The 21924-nt window shown below is 66.9% G+C and carries 14 protein-coding genes; 8 read left to right on the top strand and 6 right to left on the bottom strand.

The window, feature by feature from the left end; translation table 11 throughout:
• Nucleotides 1-59: 59 nt before the first annotated feature.
• Complete coding sequence (locus LZK98_RS05320) at nt 60-338, bottom strand: hypothetical protein (protein WP_233785362.1); 279 nt, start codon at nt 336-338, stop codon at nt 60-62.
• A gap of 200 nt (nt 339-538) precedes the next feature.
• Here LZK98_RS05320 and LZK98_RS05315 point away from each other — a divergent pair, with 200 nt between their 5' ends.
• Nucleotides 539-1003: an Lrp/AsnC family transcriptional regulator gene (locus LZK98_RS05315; protein ID WP_233785361.1), complete on the top strand. Its 465-nt coding sequence runs from the start codon at nt 539-541 to the stop codon at nt 1001-1003.
• A gap of 25 nt (nt 1004-1028) precedes the next feature.
• On the opposite strand, the gene LZK98_RS05310 is transcribed toward LZK98_RS05315, so the two are convergent.
• Entirely contained in the window at nt 1029-1805 is a 777-nt protein-coding gene (locus LZK98_RS05310) for a LytTR family DNA-binding domain-containing protein (RefSeq protein ID WP_233785360.1), read from the bottom strand.
• 202 nt (nt 1806-2007) lie between these two features.
• Between LZK98_RS05310 and LZK98_RS05305 the strand changes: the two genes are divergently transcribed.
• From LZK98_RS05305 to LZK98_RS05275, 7 genes are all read left to right on the top strand, one after another.
• Nucleotides 2008-3945, top strand: a complete 1938-nt coding sequence (locus LZK98_RS05305; RefSeq protein ID WP_233785359.1) for a TonB-dependent siderophore receptor — start codon at nt 2008-2010, stop codon at nt 3943-3945.
• A gap of 231 nt (nt 3946-4176) precedes the next feature.
• Nucleotides 4177-6903, top strand: a complete 2727-nt coding sequence (locus LZK98_RS05300; protein WP_233785358.1) for a TonB-dependent receptor domain-containing protein — start codon at nt 4177-4179, stop codon at nt 6901-6903.
• A 62-nt stretch (nt 6904-6965) separates the two neighbouring features.
• On the top strand, nt 6966-8912 hold the full coding sequence (locus LZK98_RS05295; RefSeq protein ID WP_233785357.1) for a S9 family peptidase: 1947 nt from the start codon (nt 6966-6968) through the stop codon (nt 8910-8912).
• Nucleotides 8909-9898 (top strand): amidohydrolase family protein, encoded by a 990-nt coding sequence (locus LZK98_RS05290; RefSeq protein ID WP_233785356.1) that lies wholly within the window; start codon nt 8909-8911, stop codon nt 9896-9898. The genes LZK98_RS05295 and LZK98_RS05290 overlap by 4 nt, the downstream gene beginning before the upstream one ends.
• Nucleotides 9899-9953: 55 nt before the next feature.
• Nucleotides 9954-10427, top strand: coding sequence for an RNA polymerase sigma factor (locus LZK98_RS05285; protein WP_233785355.1), 474 nt, complete (start codon nt 9954-9956; stop codon nt 10425-10427).
• A complete protein-coding gene (locus tag LZK98_RS05280) occupies nt 10424-11356 on the top strand; it encodes a FecR family protein (RefSeq protein ID WP_233785354.1) in 933 nt (310 codons plus the stop codon). Before LZK98_RS05285 ends, LZK98_RS05280 begins: the two co-directional genes overlap by 4 nt.
• Nucleotides 11357-11483: 127 nt before the next feature.
• Nucleotides 11484-14396, top strand: a complete 2913-nt coding sequence (locus LZK98_RS05275; RefSeq protein ID WP_233785353.1) for a TonB-dependent receptor — start codon at nt 11484-11486, stop codon at nt 14394-14396.
• On the opposite strand, the gene LZK98_RS05270 is transcribed toward LZK98_RS05275, so the two are convergent.
• From LZK98_RS05270 to LZK98_RS05255, 4 genes are all read right to left on the bottom strand, one after another.
• Nucleotides 14363-15961 (bottom strand): aminotransferase class V-fold PLP-dependent enzyme, encoded by a 1599-nt coding sequence (locus LZK98_RS05270; RefSeq protein WP_233785352.1) that lies wholly within the window; start codon nt 15959-15961, stop codon nt 14363-14365. The genes LZK98_RS05275 and LZK98_RS05270 overlap by 34 nt on opposite strands.
• Before the next feature lie 55 nt (nt 15962-16016).
• The gene (locus tag LZK98_RS05265; RefSeq protein WP_233785351.1) at nt 16017-16232 is read right to left on the bottom strand and encodes a hypothetical protein; all 216 of its coding nucleotides are present in this window, start codon (nt 16230-16232) and stop codon (nt 16017-16019) included.
• Between the two features lie 813 nt (nt 16233-17045).
• Nucleotides 17046-18623, bottom strand: a complete 1578-nt coding sequence (locus LZK98_RS05260; RefSeq protein WP_233785350.1) for an amidohydrolase — start codon at nt 18621-18623, stop codon at nt 17046-17048.
• Nucleotides 18624-18647: 24 nt separating this feature from the next.
• Nucleotides 18648-21725: a TonB-dependent receptor plug domain-containing protein gene (locus LZK98_RS05255; protein ID WP_233785349.1), complete on the bottom strand. Its 3078-nt coding sequence runs from the start codon at nt 21723-21725 to the stop codon at nt 18648-18650.
• Between the last annotated feature and the right edge of the window lie 199 nt (nt 21726-21924).

Raw genomic sequence — 21924 nt, 5'->3', positions numbered from 1 at the left:
ATCGGGTCCCCGACATCATCGTCATACAGCGCTAGGCGCGCGGCTCTCCCGCGATCGGATCAGGGAAGGCGCAGCCGGACTCTGCGGACCCTGACGAGGCTGCGCATCTTCTCGGCGACGATCTCCGCGCGATGCGGATCGATGTCGCGGACCGTGAGCGAAATGCGGCAGATCCTGGCCGAGCATTCGACCTGCGCCCGTTCGATCACACGATCCTGCTGCGCAATCAGCGCGAGCAGGCGACTGAGCACCTGCGCGCACCGATCCGCCGTGATCGCGAAGACGGCTGCGCGCGTGTCGACCCTCGGCGCACGTCTGGTGGCCATGACCGGAATCACGCCGCGCGCGCCGTCCGAAGATCGTCGAGGTGCACCGCCTCTTCGGGCTCTTCCGTCGGTTGCGCGTGATCCATCGTGCAGGTTCCTTCCCCAATCCGGGGAGGATATCCATGAGAAGCGGGAATTTCTTACCCAATCCCGCTGCAATTCGGCGGAATATCGAATATTCTGACCTGAAAATCGTCAATCCGAGAAAGATCGTGCCGGACAACCTGGATAATTTCGACCGAAAGATCCTGCGCCTGCTGCAGGACGACGCGTCGCTCTCCACTGCGGCGATCGCCGAGGCGGTCGGGATGTCCGCCTCGCCCTGCTGGCGCCGCATCGACCGGCTCGAGCGCGAAGGCTTCGTAAAGCGCAGGGTCGCGCTGGTCGACCGCCGCAAGATCGGCCTCAACGCCCAGGTCTTCGCGACGGTGAAGCTCAATGCCCATGGCCGCGCCAACCTCGACGAGTTCACCGCCTCGATCCGCGAGCTGCCGGAGGTGCTCGAATGCTATGTCCTCATGGGACCGGTCGATTTCATGCTGCGCGTCGTCGCCGCCGACATCGAGGCCTATGAGCGCTTCTTCTTCGAGAAGCTGTCGCGCCTTCCCGGCGTGCAGGAGATCAATTCGACCGTCGCCCTTTCGGAGATCAAGGCGACCACTGCCCTGCCCGTCTGATCCTCGCCTCTCCAGGGTCTGGATCCTAGCCCAGCGCCTCCACGGCGGACCTGAAGCGCCGGCCGAGCGGGATCGGCGTTCCGCAGGCAAGATGGACGACCGGCCGCCCGCTCGGCTCGCGTCGGATTTCGCGGACCTGCCGCGCATTGACGACGGTCTGGCGATGAACGCGCACGAAGCCGAGAGGGGCAAAGCGGTGCGCCAACTCGCTCAGCGTTGCCCGCACCAGATGGACACGGCCGTTGGCGACGATCTCGCTGTAATTGCCGGCCGAGCGGATCAGCGCCACGTCCTGGACGCGCACCCGCAGAAAGGGCGCCTCGGGCAGGTGGAGCCATTCGCCCGGTACCGCCGAATACGCCTCCGGCGACGGCGTGAACGCCATATCGTCCGATTCCCGGCGCGCATGATTTTCGAGGTGCCGCCCCCAGGCCAGCAGCGCCAGCAGCACGGTCGTACCCAGAATCGCTGCCCGCGGCAGGAAGCTGAAGATGGATGGCAGCGGCGGCATGCCCGGGGCGCAACGAAGATCGCCGGATATCGCGATCGCGAACTGGGACGCGAGCAGATCGGCAACCGTCACGGGAGCGAAGGCGAGAACGGCGAGCAGCAGCGGTGATCGCTGCGGCGCGGAGACGAGCTCGCCGACCGGCTCCCGGCAAGCGAAGCCGATCGTGAGCGTGAGCCCCCAGACCAGCAGATTGGCGAGCCGCGCTTCTTCCGGCCGCTCGGCGACGAACGGATCGACCGGCGTTCCGATGCCGCCCATGGCGTAGCCGAGCAGGAAGCCGAGCAGGCCCATAGCCACGCCGGCGCTCAGCGGGATCTGCCGCTCCCAGATCGACTCTCGAACATCAGCCGCCATGGTCCGACGATAGCCTACGAGCGCGCGCGCGCGAACTGCCGTTCGTCACGTCCGCGCGCCGTTCGTCCCAACCGGCTCCCGATGCCGCCGCGGCCGGGGCATCCGGCCCGGCGACCGGATGTCATCGGGATTGCGAATCATGCGTTGCTCCATCTGCTGTCTGTCGCTGCTCGCGGCGCCCGCTGCCCATGCCCAGATCGCGATCTCACCGCCGGCCCAGCCGCAGAACCGCGACGTGGTGCGGGCCGCGGACGACGCCTTCGGCCGGCGCATCGGCGTCGAGGAAGTCGGGCTCTACACCGAAAGCGAGGTGCGCGGATTCGATCTGCAGAGTGCCGGCAATTACCGGATCGAGGATCATTATTTCGTCCGGGCGGCCGGGATGCTTCAGCCGTTGACCGAAGGCACCGCCATCCGCGTCGGCGCCAACGGGTTGCGCACCGACTTCGCCGCCCCGTCCGGCGTCGTGCAATACGACCTTCCCGACGGCGTGCCGGGAATGCAGGCGACGATCGAGGCCGGCTGGTGGGGCGGGTCGGGACCGATCGTGCTGACGCGTTTCGCGGGCGGCACGCAGGACAGCCGGCTGAGCATCGCCGGCGGCCTCCAGCTGAGCGTCGGGCAACGCTATACCGACGGCACCGGCGGCGACTTCATCGCGGTGGGCCTCGTCCCGCGCTGGACGCCGGCGGCGGGCATCCGGCTGGCCGGCGTCTGGGGCCATAATTGGTACACGCGCGGTGCCGACACCACTTTCGCCAGCGCGGGTACGCCGCCGGCGCGCATATCGCTCGGCATCGATCGCACCCAGTCGTGGATGGACGCCAGCAACGAGAGCGATCTGTCGGGCGCGATCCTCGACATCGATGCAGGAGACGGCTGGAGCCTGGGCGCGTCGGCCTTCCGGTCGGAACTCGCCTATCGGCGCAACGTGTTCAACCTGATCCGGTTGTCCGATGCCGGCACCGGAGCCGAGGTGAGCGGCCTGTTGTTCGGCGAAGAGAACCGCCGGTCCTTCTCTGCCGAGATCACGGCCGCCAAGCGCTTCACCACCGGCGCACTGGATCATCGCCTGATCGCCGCGATACGGCGACGCGACAGCGTGGTGCTCAGCGATCCGGGCGCGGCCTTCACGCTTGGCCACTATCCCGATATCGATCGGCCGCCCGCCCTTCCCCGGCCGCCGGTCAGCCTCAATCCGCTGCGTCTTCGGGATGAGGTGGAGCAATGGACGGGCGGGCTTGGCTATCGGCTGTCGATCGGCAGCTTCGCGGAGCTGCGCGCCGACGTCCAGCGTGTGGAATATCGCAAGCAGGCGCGCGCGCTCGACGGAAGCTCGGAGCACCAGACGAGCCGGCCGTGGCTCTATGGCGGCGCGCTGTCGGTCGGGTTCACGCGCGCGCTGACCGGCTTCGCCAGCTATGCGCGCGGGCTGGAGGAGGCCGGGGTCGCGCCGGCCAATGCGGTGAACCGCGGCGCGGTGCTGCCTGCCGCAATCTCGCGCCAGGCCGAGCTCGGCATGAAATACGCCATCGCCGGCGGACCGACGCTGATCGCCGGCGTGTTCGACCTTTCAAAGCCGCTGCCGGGCATCGACGCCGGCGGCGCGTTCGACTTCGTCGGCCGGGTGCGGCATCGCGGCGCCGAACTGTCCCTCGCCGGACCGATCACTCCTCGGTTGGGTGCGGTGCTCGGCGCGACCTATCTTGATGCACGGACCGAAGGCGAGCTCGTCGATCGCGGATTGGTCGGCGCGCGTCCGATCGGACGCCCCGAGGTGATGGCGCTCGCCAATCTTACCTGGCGCGTGCCCGGCGTCGCGGGGCTTACGCTCGACGGCGGCGTCAGCATCCGCGGCGAGCGCTATGCCGATCGCGAAAATCGCGTGACGCTTCCCGGCTATGCGATAGTCAATCTCGGCCTGAGGCAGCGTTTCGCGATCGGGGACCATTCGGTCACGCTCCGCGCCCGCGTGGCGAACCTCACGAACCGGTTCGCCTGGAACGTCAGCAACTCCGGCCTGCTCACCCAGAACATCCCGCGCGTACTCACGCTCACCCTGACGGGGGAGATCTAGGGCCTTAAGCCTCTCCCCTTCAGGGGAGGGGTTGGGGTGGGGCCTGGCCCCAAGCGACCTGGCCCGCCGCACTGCCCCACCCCCAACCCCTCCCCTGAAGGGGAGGGGCTAAATTGCTGAATGTCGATCCGATCCGAAGATTTTTCGAAAATATGTCGGTTTTGTGAAATCCGTTCGTCTTCCCCTGTGGAAGCCCGCGGCGATGGACCGCCGGCTGGAACAGGGGGTCACATGACGCGATCTGGCAGTCTCATCCGGTTTGGCAGTGTCATCGGGGCGTGCGCGGCGATCTTCGCCGCTGCAGGCGTTTCGGCTCAGACGGCAGCGCAGGAGCAGTCAGCTCCGGCGGATACGCCGGCCGCGGACGGCGGCGAGATCATCGTCACCGGATCGCGCATCGACCGTAATTTCGACACGCCGACGCCGACGCTGACCGTGACCGCCGAAGACCTCTCGGTCGGCGCGCGCCCGAACGTCGCCGCGGCGCTCAACGATCTGCCGCAGTTCCGCGCGACCACATCGGCGCAGACCACCGGCACCAACACCGGCGCCGGCAACGCGCCGGTCGACTTGCGCGGCCTCGGCATCAACCGCACGCTGGTGCTGGTCGACGGCCGCCGCATCGTCAGCGACAACGACCTCAACACTATCCCGAACATCATGATCCGCAGCGCGCAGGTCGTGACCGGCGGCGCCTCGGCCGCCTGGGGCTCGGGCGCGGTGGCGGGCGTGGTCAATCTCGGAATCGACGAGAAGTTCAACGGACTGCAGCTCGGCGCCGAGGCCGGCATTTCGCGATACGGCGACGCCGCGCAGCATCGCTTCCAGGGCAAGGCCGGCTTCGGCTTTGACGACGACCGCGGCCACTTCGTGATCGGCGGCGAATATTTCAACAGCGACGGCATCGTGCCGAAGACCGCCCGCAAGAACGTCGGCCGCTGGGCGCCGTTCGGCGGCGCGATGACACCGGACGTGGGCTTCTCCACCTCGGCCCCTGGGGGCCTGATCACCTCGGGTGCGCTGAAGGGCAAGACGTTCAATCCCGACGGCTCGCTGCGCGATTTCGACTACGGCCGGGTGATCGCCGGCTACATGACGGGCGGCGAAGGATCGTCCAACGACGACCTGAGCCCGCTCGTCACTCCGCAGCGCCGCTATAGCGCGCTCGGGCGCCTGACTTACGACATCACGCCGTCGATCAAGGTCACCGCGGAACTGCGCCACTCGCGCATGTGGAACAACTACATCTGGTTCGGCGACCATGTGCAGGGCAACACGCTGACCAGCACGACACCGGCGGGAATACTGATCCGGTCGGACAACGCCTTCCTGTCGGACGAGGTGCGCACCGCACTCGCCAATGCCGGAGAGACCAGCTTCTACATGGGCCGGTTCAACAGCGATCTTTCCTATCCGTACATCGATTTCGAGCGGAAGGTGACTCAGGGCACGCTGGCGCTCGACGGCAAGGTCGGGTCGAACCTGCGCTGGAGTGCCTATTACAGCCACGGCGAATATCAGAACAACATCGACACCCCCGGCTTCCTGCTGACGCAGGAGTTCGCCAACGCGGTCGATTCGGTGACCGGGCCGGGCGGTACGCCGATCTGCCGGATCGCGCTGACCAACCCGGGCACCAACTGCGTCCCGATCAACCTGTTCGGCCAGGGCGCACCGTCGCACGAGGCGATCGACTATGTCACCGGCACGCCCAGCCAGCGCGCCACGACCAAGCTCGACGTCGGCGGCGTGAGCCTGCGCGGCGAGCCGTTCGAGCTGCCCGCCGGCGCGGTCTCCTTCGCGGTCGGCATCGAGGCGCGCCGGGAAGGGATCGTCCAGACCGTCGGCGCGCAGGACGCCGCCAAGGCGTTCCGCACCTTCAGCTTCTCGGCGATGTCGGGCCATTTCACCGTGAAGGAGGCATTCGGCGAGATCCTGGTGCCGCTGATCCACGACACGCCGCTGCTGCGCCAGCTGGAGTTCAACGGCGCGGTGCGCGTCAGCGACTACAGCACGACCGGCGCGATCTGGTCGTGGAAGCTCGGCGCCACCAACGAGTTCTTCCCCGGCTTCCGCGGCCGGGTGACGCGCTCGCGCGACATCCGCTCGGCCAATCTCAGCGAGCTCTACACCCAGACGACGACCGGCTATAACACCCTCTACGACCCGGAGAAGGACAAGACCGTCTATGTCCTCAGCAACGGCGGCGGCAACCCGAACCTGGAGCCGGAGAAAGCCGACACGTGGACATTCGGCTTCACCTATTCGCCACCGGCGATCGGCGGTCTCAACCTGTCGGTCGACTATTTCGACATTTCCGTCGACGATGTCATCACCACCATCTCCGCACAGGACCTGGTCACACGCTGTTTCAGAGGCAATGTCGCGTTGTGCTCGCGCGTCGAGCGCGACGGGAACGGCGAGATCACCCGCACCGTCTCTACATACGTGAACCTGGCAAGCTATAAGACCAACGGCATCGACGCCGAACTCTCCTACATCCTGCCGCTGAACCGCCTGTTCGCCTCCGCCGACGGCAGGATGAAGTTCCGCCTGCTCGGCACCTGGGTCGACAGCCTCACCACCGATGACGGCGAACTGAAGCTCGAATATGTCCGCTCGCAGGGCTATTCGTTCGGCCTCGGCGTGCCGGCGTGGCGGGTGAACGGATCGGTCGGCTACGAGAACCAGAGCTTCTCGGGGCTCGTCCGCGCCCGCTACATCTCGCCCGGCGAGTACAACAACCAGATCCCGCTCACCAACAACCACATCGGCGCCTACACCTATTTCGACCTGCAGGCGCAGGTGAAGGTGCCGGTGACCGACGGGCGGGAGATGGAGCTCTACGGCAACATCACCAACCTGTTCGACAAGGACCCGCCGCCGGGGTCGCTCTATTCGCCCTATTACGATGTGTTCGGGCGCTACTTCACGCTCGGCGCCCGCATCCGCTTCTGATCGTCGCGACTACCGACCGCCCGGCCCAGCTGCCGGGCGGTTCCGGTTCTGGAGACTGCCCGATGTTCCTCCGTCCTGCCTTTGCCGCAGCGCTCGCGCTGCTCCCCATGACCGCAACCGCGCAGGTCGCCAAGCCTGCGGCGATCGTCGCCGACGGCATCCCCGCCATCCCGCCGGCGCTTGCCGCCGAGACCCAGCCCTATCTCCAGGCGCGCAAGGCGGTGTTCCTCGGCTGGGACGCGGCCGACCGCTCGATGCTGATCAAGACGCGCTTCGCCAACACCGACCAGGTGCACAAGGTCCGCGGCCCCGGCGCCGACCGCACCCAGCTGAGCTTCGAGGAGGAGCCGGTCATCATGGCCAGCGCCTCCCCGGGCGCCGGCGACGTGACGGTGGTGCAGAAGGACGTCGGCGGCGGCGAGTTCTTCCAGCTCTACCGGCTGGTCGACGGCCGGCTGCACCTGCTCACCGACGGCAAGAGCCGCAACTGGTTCGGCGCGTGGAGTCCCGACGGCAAGCTGCTCGGCTATTCCTCGACCCGGCGCAACGGGGCGGACGCCGATCTCTACGTGATCGATCCGCGCGATCCCAAGTCCGACCATCTGGTCGCGACGGTCAAGGGCGGCGGCTGGAACATCGCGGATTTCTCCGCCGACGGCGGGACGGCGCTGGTCGTCAATCGCATGTCGATCAACCGTGCCGACGTCTATGAGCTCGACCTCAAGACCGGCCGGATGCGCGCGCTGAACGACCTCAAGCGCGAGGTCTCCTATGTCGCCCCTCGCTACGCGCCTGACGGCGGTATCTGGGTGCTGTCGGACATCGATTCCGATTTCGTGCGGCTCGGCCGGCTCGATCCGCGCACCGGCAGGTTCGCCCCGGTCTCCAAGGAGCCGAAATGGGACGTGACCGACTATGCGGTCGCTCCTGACGGCAGCTTCATCGCCTATGCGACCAACGAGGTAGGCATCAGCCGGGTGCACGTGCTCGACACCAAGGCGGGAACGACCCGCGACGTCACCGGCCTGCCGGCCGGCGTGATTCCCTACGCGATCGGATCGGCGATCGAGATCGCCCCCTGGGGCACGATCGGCCTCAGCATGTCCTCCGCGCGCGTCGCGGGCGATGCCTTCGCCGTCGATCCGAAAACGCTGGCGGTGACGCGCTGGACCGCGAGCGAGACCGGCGGGCTCGATCCCGCAAAGAACGTCGAGCCGCAACTCGTCGAGGTGAAGAGCTTCGACGGCGAGACGGTGACGGGCTTCCTCTACCGCCCCGATCCGGCGAAGTTCCCCGGCAAGCGCCCGCTGATCGTCAACATCCACGGCGGCCCGGAGGGGCAGACCCGGCCGGATTTCCTCGGACCGGACAACTACTACCTCAACGAGCTCGGCATCGCGCTGTTCTTCCCCAACGTCCGCGGTTCGACCGGCTTCGGCAAGAGGTTCGTGAACCTCGACAACGGTCCCTACAAGCGCGAGGATTCGGTGAAGGACGTCGGCGCCTTCCTCGACGCGCTGGCCAAGGACGCGACGCTCGATCCCGCCCGCTTCGCGGTGACCGGCCTCTCCTACGGCGGGTACATGTGCTACGCTTCCGCCACGCATTATTCGGCCCGGCTCAGGGGCGCGAACTGCTATGTGGCGATCTCCAACTTCGTCACCTTCCTCGAGAACACCCAGTCCTATCGCCGCGACCTGCGCCGCGTCGAATATGGCGACGAACGCGATCCGAAGCAGCGCGCCAAGCTGATCGAGATTTCCCCGCTCACCAGCGTCGACAAGATCACCGTGCCGCTGCTGATCGCGACCGGCGGCAACGACCCGCGCGTGCCCGCGAGCGAGGCCGAGCAGATCGTCAATGCCGTGCGCGGCAAGGGCGGCACCGTCTGGCACCTGCTCGCCGGGAACGAAGGCCACGTCTTCCACAAGAAGGAGAACGAGGACTATTATTTCTGGGCGAGCGTGCTGTTCTGGAAGCAGACTCTGCTCGGCGAAGGGAGGCGTTGATCTTCGTCCGCGGGCTCGCGATCGCCGCGACGGTCCTGCTGTCCGCTGCGTTGCTAGGCGCAGCGGACCGTCGACCGCCGGCGGTGCTCGTCGACCACCACGTGCATGTGCATTCGCCCGCGATCCTCGCCTTCCTGCCCGCTTATTGCGCGAGCCCGGGCAGGACCAGCAAATGCGATCCCGAGTTCACCAGCCCGCTCACCGTGACCGACCTGCTGCGGGCCATGGACGCCGCCGGGATCAGGCGCGCGCGGGTGATGTCGACCGCCTATCTGGCGGAAAGCCCGATGATGGTGCCGCCTGTCCCGGATCACGCGGAGATCGTCCGCAAGGCGAACGACTTCACTGTAGCACTGGCCCGCGCCCATCCGGACAGGCTCGAAGCCTATATCGGCGTCAATCCGCTCACCGCGACGGCGCTGCCGGAGATCGAGCGCTGGCGGGGCGATCGCCACGTCGCCGGAATCAAGCTGCATCTCGCCAACTCGCGCTTCGACTATCATCGGCCCGATCAGGTGAGGATGCTGACGGAGACCCTCCGCGCCGCGGCGGCCGCGCATCTGCGCATCATGATCCACATGCGCAACCGGGCGACCGGCTATGGCGCGGAGGAAGCGCGCATCTTCGTGGACCAAGTGCTGCCGGCCGCACGCGGCACGACGGTACAGATCGCACATGCCGCAGGCTGGGGCGGCATCGATGCCGCGACGCTCGACGCGCTCGGCGTCTTCGCCGGTGCCTGCGAGCAGGACCGGACGCTCTGTGCCGATCTCTATTTCGACCTCGCCGCCATCAAGCCTGCCGAGGCATCGGGTCAGGACAAGGCGGCGCTGGTCGCCCTGATACGCAGGATCGGGCCGGGGCACTTCCTGCCGGCATCGGACTGGCCGTTCGCGCGCGACCTCGGCGCCTATTACGCCGCGCTCGCCACCCTTCCGCTGTCTGAGATCGAATGGCGGACGATCGCCCACAATGTCGGCCGTTGAGAAAGGGTCTCGGATTTCGTCCACCGCATCGTGTAGGAAACGGCCAGGGAGCGCGATGAGCCAGTTGAACGAGATGTTGCGGCATGTCCGATCCGTGCTCAGGCGGCGTGGCGTCGCGGATCAGGATGCCGAGGATCTGGTGCACGAAGCCTTCCTGAAGGTGGAGCGCTACGAGCAGAAGCACGCGGTACGCTCGCAGGAAGCGCTGTTGGTCAAGGCGGCGGTCAACCTGTCGATCGACACCGAGCGCCGGGAGCGCCGGGCGCCCTTCTCCGCCGGAAACGTGTTCAGCATCGCCGATGCGGCGCCGGACCCGGAGCAGGTGCTGCAATCCCAGGCACGGCTGAAGCACGCCGCCGCCGGCCTGGCGCGCCTGCCCGAGCGCACCCGCCGCATCCTGCTCCGCCGCCGGCTGGACGGAGTCAACTACGCGACAATCGCCGAAGAAGAAGGGATGTCGATCCCCGCAGTGGAGAAGCAGGTCGCCCGAGCGACCCTGGAGATGATGAACTGGATGGAACAATGGTGATCCGCTCGAAGGAGGAGCGAACGCGCCTGAACGCGGAGGCGTCGGCATGGCTCGCCAGGCTGCACGGCCCGCGCGGGCGTGAGGCCGAGGGAGCGCTGCAGGACTGGCTCAAGGTCGATCCCGCGCACCAGGAGGCATTCGAGCGCGCCACCGAGCTGTGGGAGCTGCTGCCCGGCGCGGTCGAACTCGACGAGGAACCGCGGAGCCCGGCGCGAAGGCGCTTCGTGCCGCTGGCGCTCGCCGCATCGGTGGCCGCGCTGGCAGGTGCGGGAGCGATCACCTTCTATCTCAACCAGGCACCGACCTTCGATACCCGCGCCGGGGAGCAACGCACCGCAACCCTGGACGACGGCAGCCGGATCGCGCTCAACACCGACAGCCACATCACGGTGAAGTTCGACCGCGACGAGCGCGAGGTGCTGCTCGACCGCGGCGAGGCGATGTTCGACGTGGCGCATGATGCCAAACGGCCATTCGTCGTCAGGGCCGGCGACGAGCAGATCAAGGCGGTCGGCACCAGCTTCGTGGTACGGCGCGATGGCGAGCGGGTCCGCGTCACGCTGCTGCGTGGCAAGGTCGAGGTCATGCGTATCGGCGAGCGTCCACGGTTACTCGCCGTCCTCGCACCGGGTGAGCGCGTTTCGGCGAGTCCGGAGGCGGCGCCGCTGCTCGATCGGCCGGCGCTCGATGCGGTCACCGCCTGGCGCCGTGGCGAGCTCCTGTTCCGCAACACGCCCTTGTCGGAAGCGGTCGCCGAGGTGAACCGATACGGTCGGGAACGCGTGGTGGTGAACGATGCGCGGTTGGGCGCGCTACCCATCTCAGGCGTGTTCGCAAACGACGATCCGGCGGAGTTCGCCGCAGCGGTGGCGCAGCTGCACGGCCTCAAGGTGCGGCGCGAGGACAAAGCGGTGCTTTTGACGCCTTGAGCACATCTCCCTGCCATCCGCGGCGTATCGCGATCTATCATCCGCCGATCGACCGGAACCATCCGGCGATGCGGGGTAGGGGTCCATGATACGGGGATTGGCGATATCGCTGTCTGTGTTCGCGTGCATGGCCGCGACGGCCGCTGAGGCACAGACTGCCGCCAGGTTCCGTTTCTCGCTGCCCCGGCAGGACCTGTCGCTGTCGCTCGAGGCGGTGGCGACCATCACCCGCACCAACGTCATCTTCGTGCCAAGCGCCGCCAGGGGGCGCATCGCTCCGGCGCTCAATGGCACCTACAGCGCCGCCGAGGCGGTGCGCCGCCTGCTCAGGGGATCGGGGCTCGACTTCACCGTCACCGCCGGCGGTTCCTACGTCATCTCCAAGCGAGCATCCCCGCCGCGACGCGAGTACCGCGTGGCGGTCATTCCCGAGCCTGCGCCGGTGAAGATCGATGACGTCGCCGATATCGTCGTCACCGGTTCACGCATCGACGTGCCAGGCTTCGAGGCCCCGACCCCGACCTCGCATATAACCAGAATGGACCTCGACGTCGGCGCGCGCTCGAACGTCGCCGCCGCATTGAACGACCTGCCGCAGTTCCGTGGAACCATCTCGCCGCAAACCAGCGGTACCAACACGAGCGCGGGCATGGCGCCGGTCGACCTGCGCGGCCTCGGCATCAACCGCACGCTCGTGCTGCTCGATGGGCGGCGCTTCTCGAGCGACAACGATCTCAACACGGTGCCGACCGTGCTGATCAAGTCGGTCGACGTCGTGACCGGCGGCGCCTCCGCGGCCTGGGGCTCCGGCGCGGTCGCTGGCGTGGTCAACATCGTCCTCGACGGAGAGCTCGACGGCCTCAAGCTCGGCGCCCAGGCGGGGATTTCCTCGCGAGGCGACGCGGCCGAACACCGTTTCGAGAGCGCGTTCGGCACGCCCTTCGCCGGAGGTCGCGGCCATGTGATCCTCGGCGCCGAATATCTCGGCAATGACGGCATCATCCCCAAGACGTCCCGGTCCAGCGTCGGGCGCTGGGTCAGCGTGTCTGCGGGAAACGGCTATTTCAGGCTGACGCCCGACGTCGGGTTCTCCAATGCGGCCCCCGGCGGCCTGATCCTGAGCGGCGTCCTGGCGGGCCAGGTCTTCAACCCGGACGGATCGCTGCGCGACTTCCGCTACGGCACCGTGGTCGGCAGCGACATGATCGGCGGCGAGGGGCCGTCAAACGACAACCTCAGCGCACTGGTCACGCCGCAGCGACGGTACAGCGCACTCGGCCACGTCAGCTTCGACGCGACCGACGCCGTGAAGGTCACCGCGGAGCTGCGCCACTCGCGCATGTGGAACGACTATATCTGGTTTGGCGACCACAATCGCGGCAACATCGTCATCTCGCGGGACAATGCCTTCCTGTCGCCGGCCATCAGCGCGCAGCTGCTCGCGGCCGGGGAAGCCGGCTTCACCATGGGCCGGTTCAACTCCGATTTCCCCTTCCCCCGCATCGATTTCGAGCGGGTGACGACGCAGGGGACGATTGCGCTGGACGGGACGATCGGCAAGCGCTGGCGCTGGAGCGGCTATTACAGCCACGGCGAATATCGCAACGACATCGACACGCCCGGCTTCGTGATCGGCGCCAATTTCAACCAGGCGGTAGATGCGGTGCGAGATCCGGCGACGGGCCAGCCGATCTGCCGCGTCAAGCTCACCGATCCGTCGAGCGCCTGCGTGCCCATCAACCTGTTCGGCGAAGGCTCGCCCACGGCGGAGGCGCTCGCCTATGTCACCGGCACGCCGCGCCAGCGCGCCACGACGAAGCTGGACGTGGCGGGAATCAGCCTGCGCGGCGAGCCATTCACACTCTGGGCAGGCCCCGTCTCGATCGCCGCGGGCATCGAGACGCGGCACGAGGCGATCGAGCAGACGGTGGGCGAGCTCGACCTCGCCCGAGCATTCCGCTCGTTCAACTTCGCCCCGATCTCCGGCGGCTTCACCGTCAGGGAGGCCTTCGGCGAGATCCTGGTCCCGCTGGCGCGCGATCGGCCTCTGCTGCGCAAGCTGGAGCTGAACGCCGCGGTGCGCCTGTCGGACTATGACACGACCGGCACGATCTGGTCCTGGAAGCTGGGTGCGACGAACGAGGTCTTTCCCGGCTTCCGCGCGCGCTTCACCCGCTCGCGCGATATCCGCTCGGCCAATCTCGCGGAGCTCTTCACGCAGCTCACGGTCGGCTTCAACACGCTCACCGACCCTGAGAAGGGGACCAGCGTCTATGTCCCGAACAACAGCTCGGGCAATCCCGACCTGCGGCCTGAGACCGCAACCACCCTCACCGCCGGCTTCCTCTATGCGCCGCCGGCGATTTCCGGCCTCCGCCTGTCGCTCGATTATTACCGGATTCGCATCGACGACGTGATCACGCTGCTCTCGGCCCAGGATCTGGTCACGCGCTGCTTCAACGGCAATCGGGCACTATGTGCCTATGTCGAGCGGGATGCGAACGGCAATATCACCCGCACCGTCACCTCTTATCTGAACCTCTCGGAATACCGGACTGATGGGATCGACGCCGAGCTCTCCCAGACGCTGCCGCTCCGTACCTTCGCCGACCTGCCCGGCACGCTCACGCTGCGGCTGCTGGCGAGCTGGATCGACAGCCTCAAGGTCGGCGACGGCGTCGCGGCGATCGAATATGTCGGATCCCAGGGCAATTCGTTCAGCCTCGGCATGCCCAGGTGGCGGATCAACGGCAGTATCGGCTACGACAGCGACAGTTTCGGAGCCCAGCTGCGCGCGCGTTACATTTCTCCCGGCAACTTCAACTCGACGGTCAAGCTGCTCAACAATCACATTCGGGCCTATACCTATCTCGACCTTCTCGCACGGGTACGCGTCGCGGCGAGCGCGTCGGCGAAGATGGAGGTCTACGGCAGCGTGACCAACCTGCTCGACAAGCAGGCGCCAAACGGGTCGCTCTACTCACCCTTCTACGACGTGATCGGCCGCTACATCTCCATCGGCGCGAGGCTGGCCTTCTGAAACGCGCGCGCATGGATGGAGCGCTCTATCGCCGCTCCGCATTGACGGCTGAAATCGGCCCCACTTCGACCGCGAGCGCGCGCGCCAGAGCATCCATATTTGAATAAAGCCGGGGTCACGCGCACGCAGGCTCCCTTAGCGGGGCCATCGCGATGCACGGTGAAGATGCGGTGGCGGTCGAGGAGCCGGGCGGACAGCGCCGCATTGTCCCCGACGCTGGTGAGGCCACACAGGCGGAACGCGGTGATGCCGCCGTGCAGATCGGGCTCATCGGGCGTGAGTATCTCGATACCAGGCAGGGGACGGACGGCGGAAACCCAACGGTCGCGTAATGCCCGCAGCCGCGCCGCGCGGCGCGTGCGGCCGATCGCCTGCTGAAAGGCGAGCGCATCCGGGACGGTGAGGATCGCGGCGAAATCGGCTGTGCCGGTATGGACGCGGGCCTGCACGCCGTCGCGACCGTTTGCCGACTCGGCGGGATCGCGGTCGATACGGCTCAGCGCACGCCTGCGGATATGGATCGCCCCGACGCCGAGCGGCGCGCCAAGCCATTGTGGCAGTTGATGCCGACGAAATCGCAATCGAGATCGGCGAGCGTCATGTCGAGCTGCCCCCCAGCTGTGCGCCGCGTCGACGATCGCGTCGATGCCGCGGGCACGCGCTAGCGCCGCAATCTCGCGCACCGGCAGAACCAAGCCGGTGCGGTGGCTGAGATGCGTCAGCAGCACCAGCCGCAGCTGCGGATTCGCCTCGAATGCCGCGGCATTCAGCGAGGCGTTGAGGCTCTCGCGCATGGTATAGTCGATCCGGCTCCGGCCGAGGCCGACGCTCACGTCGTAACGGAAGCGCTCGCCGAGCTCGCCGCGCACGCCCGTATCCGCCTGATAGTCGCTGAATTCGGTGCCGAAGCGCGGCGTGAACCCGGCTGGATAGAGCGTTCTGAACGAGAAGCCCGGAAAGGCGCTGCTGGAGTTGTAGACGTTGGCCGTGCCGGCGGGGTTGCGCCAGTTGAAGTCGGTCACGCCATCGGCCGACTGGGCGGTGCTGAACAGGTAGAGCGTCGCGACATCGTCGAGCCGGTAGCGCGCGTCGATGGCGCCGCGGATGCGCTCCTCGTCGGGCTGTCCCCAGCGCTGCACGGGATTGAGCACTGCGATGGTCGGGTTGGCGGCCTGGAAGGCGATCGCGTCCGGCCGCTGGCGCGTACGCGAGGTCGCTTCGGACTTGTCGTACTCGCCGGTTAAGACGATGCTGCCGCGGTCGCCGGGCGCGATACCTCCGCGGGCTCCCGCCTGATATTCCTTACTGGGAAAACTGGCCGAACGCGTCCATGCCGGCTGGTCGGGGGTGATGTTGATCACGCCGGCGATCACATCCGATCCATATTGCGCCGAGGCGCCGTCGCGCAGCACCTCGATCCGCTTGATCGCCAGCGACGGGATGCTCGCGAGGTCGGGCGCATGCGCGCTGCGCGTGCCGAGCAGCGCCGAACGATGATAGCGCTTGCCGTTCACGAGCACGAGCGTCTGATCCGCCGACAGCCCGCGCGGCGTTGCCGGGCGCACGAACGCCTGGCCGTCCGCCGCGGGCAGGCGCTGGACGTTGAACGAGGGAAAGCAGCTAGGCGAGCGTATCGGACATATCGCCCGACACGCTGGAGCGCACGCCATCCGCCGACAGCACGTCGACGGGGGCGAGGGTGTCGAACTGGGTGCGCGAGCGTTCGCGCGTGCCGGTCACGACGATCGTGTCATCGGCATCGGCGGTCGAGGTTTGCGCCATCGCGGGCGTGCAAGCCGCGCCCAGCGCCACGATCGCGCCTGCGGTGATCTTCATGAAGTCCCCTGAACTTCCCCGGACGTGATCGTTCCGGGTTCGGGGCGGCGCTAGTCAGCGCATTCTTCACTTTGATGACCGAACGGCGAAAGTTTGAAGGTGCTGCCGGGGACGCGTCGGCTCAGGCTCGGTCGAGCCCAAGCGCAAAAAAGCCGCCCACGAGGGACGGCTAAAGCGCAGTCAGCGGCTGCTCTAGTGATGGTTGCGGGGACACGCTTCATGTGTCGGCGTGCTCTGACGCGCGTACGCGCATGATGCAGCGGAAAGTCTCGAATTGGGCCGGCTGCCGGCTGTCCGCTTTTCGACCCCTAAGCGCCAAAGCGGACATGATCGCGGCCCGAGCTCAAATGGCGTGAAATGGGCTGAAAGCGGGCTGACGGGTTTGAAGCAGGGTCGAAATAGCCATCGTTTGGACCGGTAATGTGCGGCTACAATACGTTAGCTAACATGCGATTATCCCATACGATCAATTTGCGGGAACGCTTCGCGCCGCGGCGGCGGAATATTGACCCCAGCCGCCTATCTACCTGTTTGGTCGCTTCCGGACCTTTCACGTTCCGCCGAGATCCTCCGGATAAGGCGCTCCGCAAGCGATCGGCGAAGCGCTGCGCCCCGTTCGATCTGCCGCCATGTGTTGTAGCTGATCCCAAATCTAGGCTGCAGTGCTTCGTCGGTACGGCCCGGGCAATTGGTGATCAAATGCTGCACAATATCGGGCGGAAGCGTGACCATGGACTTGGGCATCGTTTCTCCTTGCGGCGAAAGTGACGCGAGGGTGACATGGGGCCCGCGGGAGCGCCGTGGGCCCGAGGGTTACTTGGTTCGGGGATAGGCGATGCCCAACTGATCCAGGTAGGTCGGGTACTTCGCCGGATCGTAGTAATTCTTCTCCATCTCCGGCCGCAGCCGCCGCATGACCTCGGTGTTGAGGTGAATCGCCGGCTTGTCCTCGGCGGTCAGCACCGGATCATATTTCTGGTCCTTGAGCTGGACGTCGTTGAAATAGGCCTTCGCGTCCGCGACCAGCTTGGGCGTCGTCATCAGGTCGAGGATGGTCATCGACAGCGCCTTGGCGCCCGCCACCACGCCCTTGTGTGCGATCGGGGTCGCCATCGCCATCGCCGAGGTCACGTTGTGGCCAATCGCATTGGGGATGTTCGACGGATAGCGGATCGTGATGGTCGGCACGGTCCACATGATGTCGCCGATGTCGTCGGAGCCGCCGCCCATCGACGGGCCGCGCTTCTCAGGCGTGGAGAGCGGCGTCACCTTGGTCGCGAGCGGTTCGAGCTCGAAGCCGTTGGCCTGCTGCACCGCCTTGGCAAAGGCCTGGTCGTCGGCGGTCCATTTGGGCATGCCGACGCGCTCGATGTTCCGGAACGCCGCCTCGGCGAGCGGCCGGTTGCCATAGTTGGGCGCGGCATAGCCGAGGATGCGGCGCGAGACGGTGGTGCCCGTTGCCTTGGCGGCGGCTTCGGAGATCTCGTTGCCGGTCTGGAACAGCTCGCGGATCGACTTGAAGGTCTGCTCGCGGAAATAATACCAGACCGACGCCTCGCCGGGCACGACGTTGGGCTGGCCGCCGCCGTTGGTGATGACGTAGTGCGAGCGCTGGGTGAGCGGCAGATGCTCGCGCCGCATGTTCCAGGCGATATCCATCAGCTCGACGCCGTCGAGCGCGCTGCGCCCGGCCCAGGGCTGGCCGGCGGCATGGGCGGTCTTGCCCTTGAAGGTATATTCGACGGAGACCATGCCGTTGCTGGGCAGCGGCCCCCAGGCGGTACTGAAGTCGCGGCTGACATGGGTGAAGATGCACGCGTCGACGCCGTTGAACAGGCCGTCACGGACATAGAAGGCCTTGGTGGCGAGCAGTTCCTCCGCGACGCCCGGCCAGATCATCAGCCGGCCCTTGATGCCGTGCTTCTCCATCACGTCCTTCGCCGCCAGCGCGGCGACGACGACCAGCGGCATGCCGGAGTTGTGCCCCTCACCATGGCCCGGCGCGCCTTCGACCTGCGGCTTGATCGTCGGGATGCCCGGCACCTGCGACAGCCCCAGCAGCCCGTCGATGTCCGAGCCGAGCGCGATCAGCGGCCCGCCCTCGCCCCAGGTCGCGGTCCAGGCGGTGGGGATGCCGGCGACGCCCTTTTCGATCTTGAAGCCGTTCTTGGCGAGGATGTCGGTGATATAGTCGGACGTCCTGAACTCCTGGAAGCCGGGCTCGGCGAAGCTGAAGATGGAATCGACCATCTCCTGCGCAAGCTTCGCCCGCGCATCGACACCGACCTCCGCTTCGGATTTCAGCTTCGGGCTCGCGTCGGCGAAGGCCGGTGCGGAAAGGGTCGTGCCCGCCAGCAGAAGCGCGGCGGCGGCAAGCGAAAACGTCCTCATTGTTCTTTCCCCTCGTTCTGAAGATCAGAGCGCGATGCGCGCCACCACGCGGAAGGTGCGGCCCAGCGTGTCGTAGAAGTTGCGGTTGGTCTGCGGATAGGCGGTGGTGTTGTCCTGGCTCGGACCGTTGCCGATGATCACCGGGTCCTTGTCGAACAGGTTGCGGATCGCGAGCTGCAGCGATCCCTGCCCGGCCCAGGCCGGGAACTTCACCGTGATCGAGGTGTCGACGAACAGCGCGCCGTCGATGTGGTTGTCGTTGATCGTGCGGTTGTCCGCGGTCGATGCCGGGCAGCCGCTGGTACACTCGACATAGTTGTTGTTGTAGACGCCGTCGCTGATGCCGCGGCCGGTCAGGTTGAAGGTCAGGTCGGCGACGCTGTAGGTGGCGCTGACGTTGTAGACCCAGCTCGGCGGGCCGTTGCCGGTGTTGGATCCTGCGCCGTCGACCGGCAGGTTGATACCGTTGTCGGTCGTGTTCTCGATATTGTAGGTGACAAGGCCACGCAGCGTGAGGTCGCCGGGCAGGCCCGACGCGATCTCGTCGAGCCGCACGCGATAGCTGGTCTCGATGTCGAGCCCGCGCGCCTTCTGCGACGAGAAGTTGATCGGCTTGAGGTTGATCTGCTGGGTGAGGCCCGTCGCCGGATCGACGATGATGTTGTCGCAGAATGACTGGACGTTCTGCACGTAGCAGAGGATCGCGGTGTTGTCGGCGGAGATGACGCCGATCGCGTCCTTGATCGAGATGTCGAAATAGTCCGCCGACAGCGCAAAGCCGGGCAGGAAGGTCGGCGTCAGCACCGCGCCGACGCTCCAGCTGTCGGCCTTCTCCGGCTGGAGGTCGAGGTTGCCTGTGGTGTTCTCGAGGAAGGTGTCGGGCCGGAAGGTGCCGTTGGCGAGCGGGATCTGCACGGTGTTGGTGCGGCGCGTGCCGCTGGCGAACAGCTCGTTGAGGTTGGGCGCGCGGATGTCGCGGCTGATGGTGCCGCGCAGCCTGATGTCCTTGATCGGCTGCCAGGTCGCGCCGACCTTCCAGGTCTGGACGTCGCCCGAGGTGCTGTAGTGGGTGAAGCGGCCGGCCGCGTTGACGTCGAAGCCGGTGAAGACCGGCACCGCCAGCTCGACGAAGCCTTCGGTCACGTCGTAGGAGCCGCGATTGACCTGATAGTTCCCGTACTGCCAGCCCGACTGGTAGAGCGGGTCGACGGTGCCGTCGACCTGCTCGCGCCGCCACTCGCCGCCGAAGGCGACCGCGACCGGGCCGGCGGGCAGGCGGAACAGCGTGCCGTTGACGCTCACCGCCGCCACGTCCTGCTTGATCGTCTGGAAACGCTCCGGCTGGCCGGGACCGAAGATATAGTCGAGAGCCTCTTGGGTGATGCCGCCGACGCCGATGCGGTTGATGGGCACGCAGCCGTTGGCCGGATCGGTCAGCGTCGAGCGGCAGACGATCGTGCCGGCGGCGAGCCCCGCCGCATTCCCCGCCGGCGCGAACACCGCGTCGGTGGCGAGCGCGAGCCGCGCGGTGTTCCAGGTGTTCACCAGCAGCTCGTGCGCCTTCATCACGCCCTTCTGGTAATAGGCGTCCCACTTCCACTGGCCCCCGCCGATCCCGAAGCTGCCGTTGGCGCCGGCGACGTAGCGGAACACCTCGCGCGTGTTGTGGCTGCCGGCCGCCGGGATGCCGGCGTTGGTGGTGCCCATGATCAGCGAGCCGTAGCCGCCCGCCGCCAGCGCGGTGCGGACGGACGCGGGCAGATAGGCGTTGTCGGCCGCGATCGTCACCGAGGGCGTGCGCGAGGCCTGGTAGTAGGACAGACCCTCGTAGCGATTGTAGCTGACCTGGCCGAATATCTGGAAGCTGTCGGTGACGTCGAAGCTGACCCGGCCGAAGCCGGTGATCCGCTCCTCGTCCGGCGACAGCGTGTTGGTGCCGAGGTGCGAGCTCAGCGTATAGGCGGCGTCTCCACCGACCATGTACGGCGCGCTCTGCGCACCGAAGTTGAGGATGCCGGTGGTCGCGACACCCGTCGCCGGGTCGATCAGGCCGAAATAGGTGCCCTCGAGCGGCCCGGCATAGGCGCCCGCGGTCGCGCCGATCTGGCGGATCAGGCCGCCCGGCGTCATCTGGTTGAGCCCGACGTTCGAGGCGACGATATACTGCGGCAGGCCGTTGGTCGCGGTATAGTCGGGATTGGTGATCAGGAAGGTGCGGCTCTTGTTCCAGTCGCGGTCGATGGTGTGCCGGCCATCCTGCTTGAAATATTCGCCGCTGACGATGACGCGCAGCCGGTCGTCGAGGAACCTTTTCCCGGCGGTCATGGTGAGCTTGTAGGTGGGCGTGTCGCCGTAGGTGGTGATGCCCGACTCGGCAGACGCCTTGAAGCCCTGGTAGTTCTTGTTGAGGATGAAGTTGACGACGCCGCCGACCGCGTCGGAGCCGTAGGCGGACGAGGCGCCGCCGGTGACGACCTCGACCCGCTCCACCAGCTCCTGCGGAAAGGTGTTGATGTCGACCGTCCCGTTGACGCTCGACGCGACCGAGCGCTGACCGTCGAGCAGCACCAGCGTTCGGTTGGTGCCGAGCGAGCGCAGGTTGAGCGCGTTGATGCCGGCATTGCCGTTCGACAGCGAACCCGAGCTGTTGGCCGGCGTCGAGCTGCCCGCGATCGCCGGCAGCGTATTGACGAAATCGGCGAGGTTGGCGGGGGCATTGGCCTGGATGTCGGCCGTGCCGATCACGCTGACCGGCGTTGGCGCGCTGTAGCCGTCGCGGACGATGCGGCTGCCGGTCACGACGATCTCGCCCACGCCGGCACTGGGCTGGGAACCGTCGGACAGCGACTCGCCGGTTTCGGCATCGACCGGGCGCCCCCCGGCCTCGTTCACCGTCTGCGTGTCCGTATTGGAGGAGCGGATCGGCCCGCCCTGAGGCAGGACCTGCTGCGCCGAGGGGGGCTCGGTGTTCTGAGCATCGGCGCTCTGTGCGGCGGCGGCGCCGGCGAGCCACAATGGGGCCGTACCGACAGTAGCGAGAATGGCGTGCCGGAACGCCCGGGTTTTCGAATTGCGCGCAACGATATTGCCGAGATGCGTCATGACAGCCCCTTTTGTTGGCCTTGTCCGTCTCGGCACCCCCTCCCTGGGTCGTTGTCCTCCTCTCTGCTGGAATTAAGCTGCCGTTCCCGCTGCCCTGGCATTCCAGCGACGCTGCGATCCGGCCTGTTCTCGAAACAAAATTATCGGAAACCGCGCGCAGCTTCTCAGGAAATATTACGTCGAAAGCGGTATACGAAGC

The organism is Sphingomonas cannabina, from assembly GCF_021391395.1.
Lineage (GTDB): Bacteria > Pseudomonadota > Alphaproteobacteria > Sphingomonadales > Sphingomonadaceae > Sphingomonas > Sphingomonas cannabina.
Note: the sequence above shows the minus strand (reverse complement) of the source record. Positions and strands in the feature narration are given on the sequence as shown.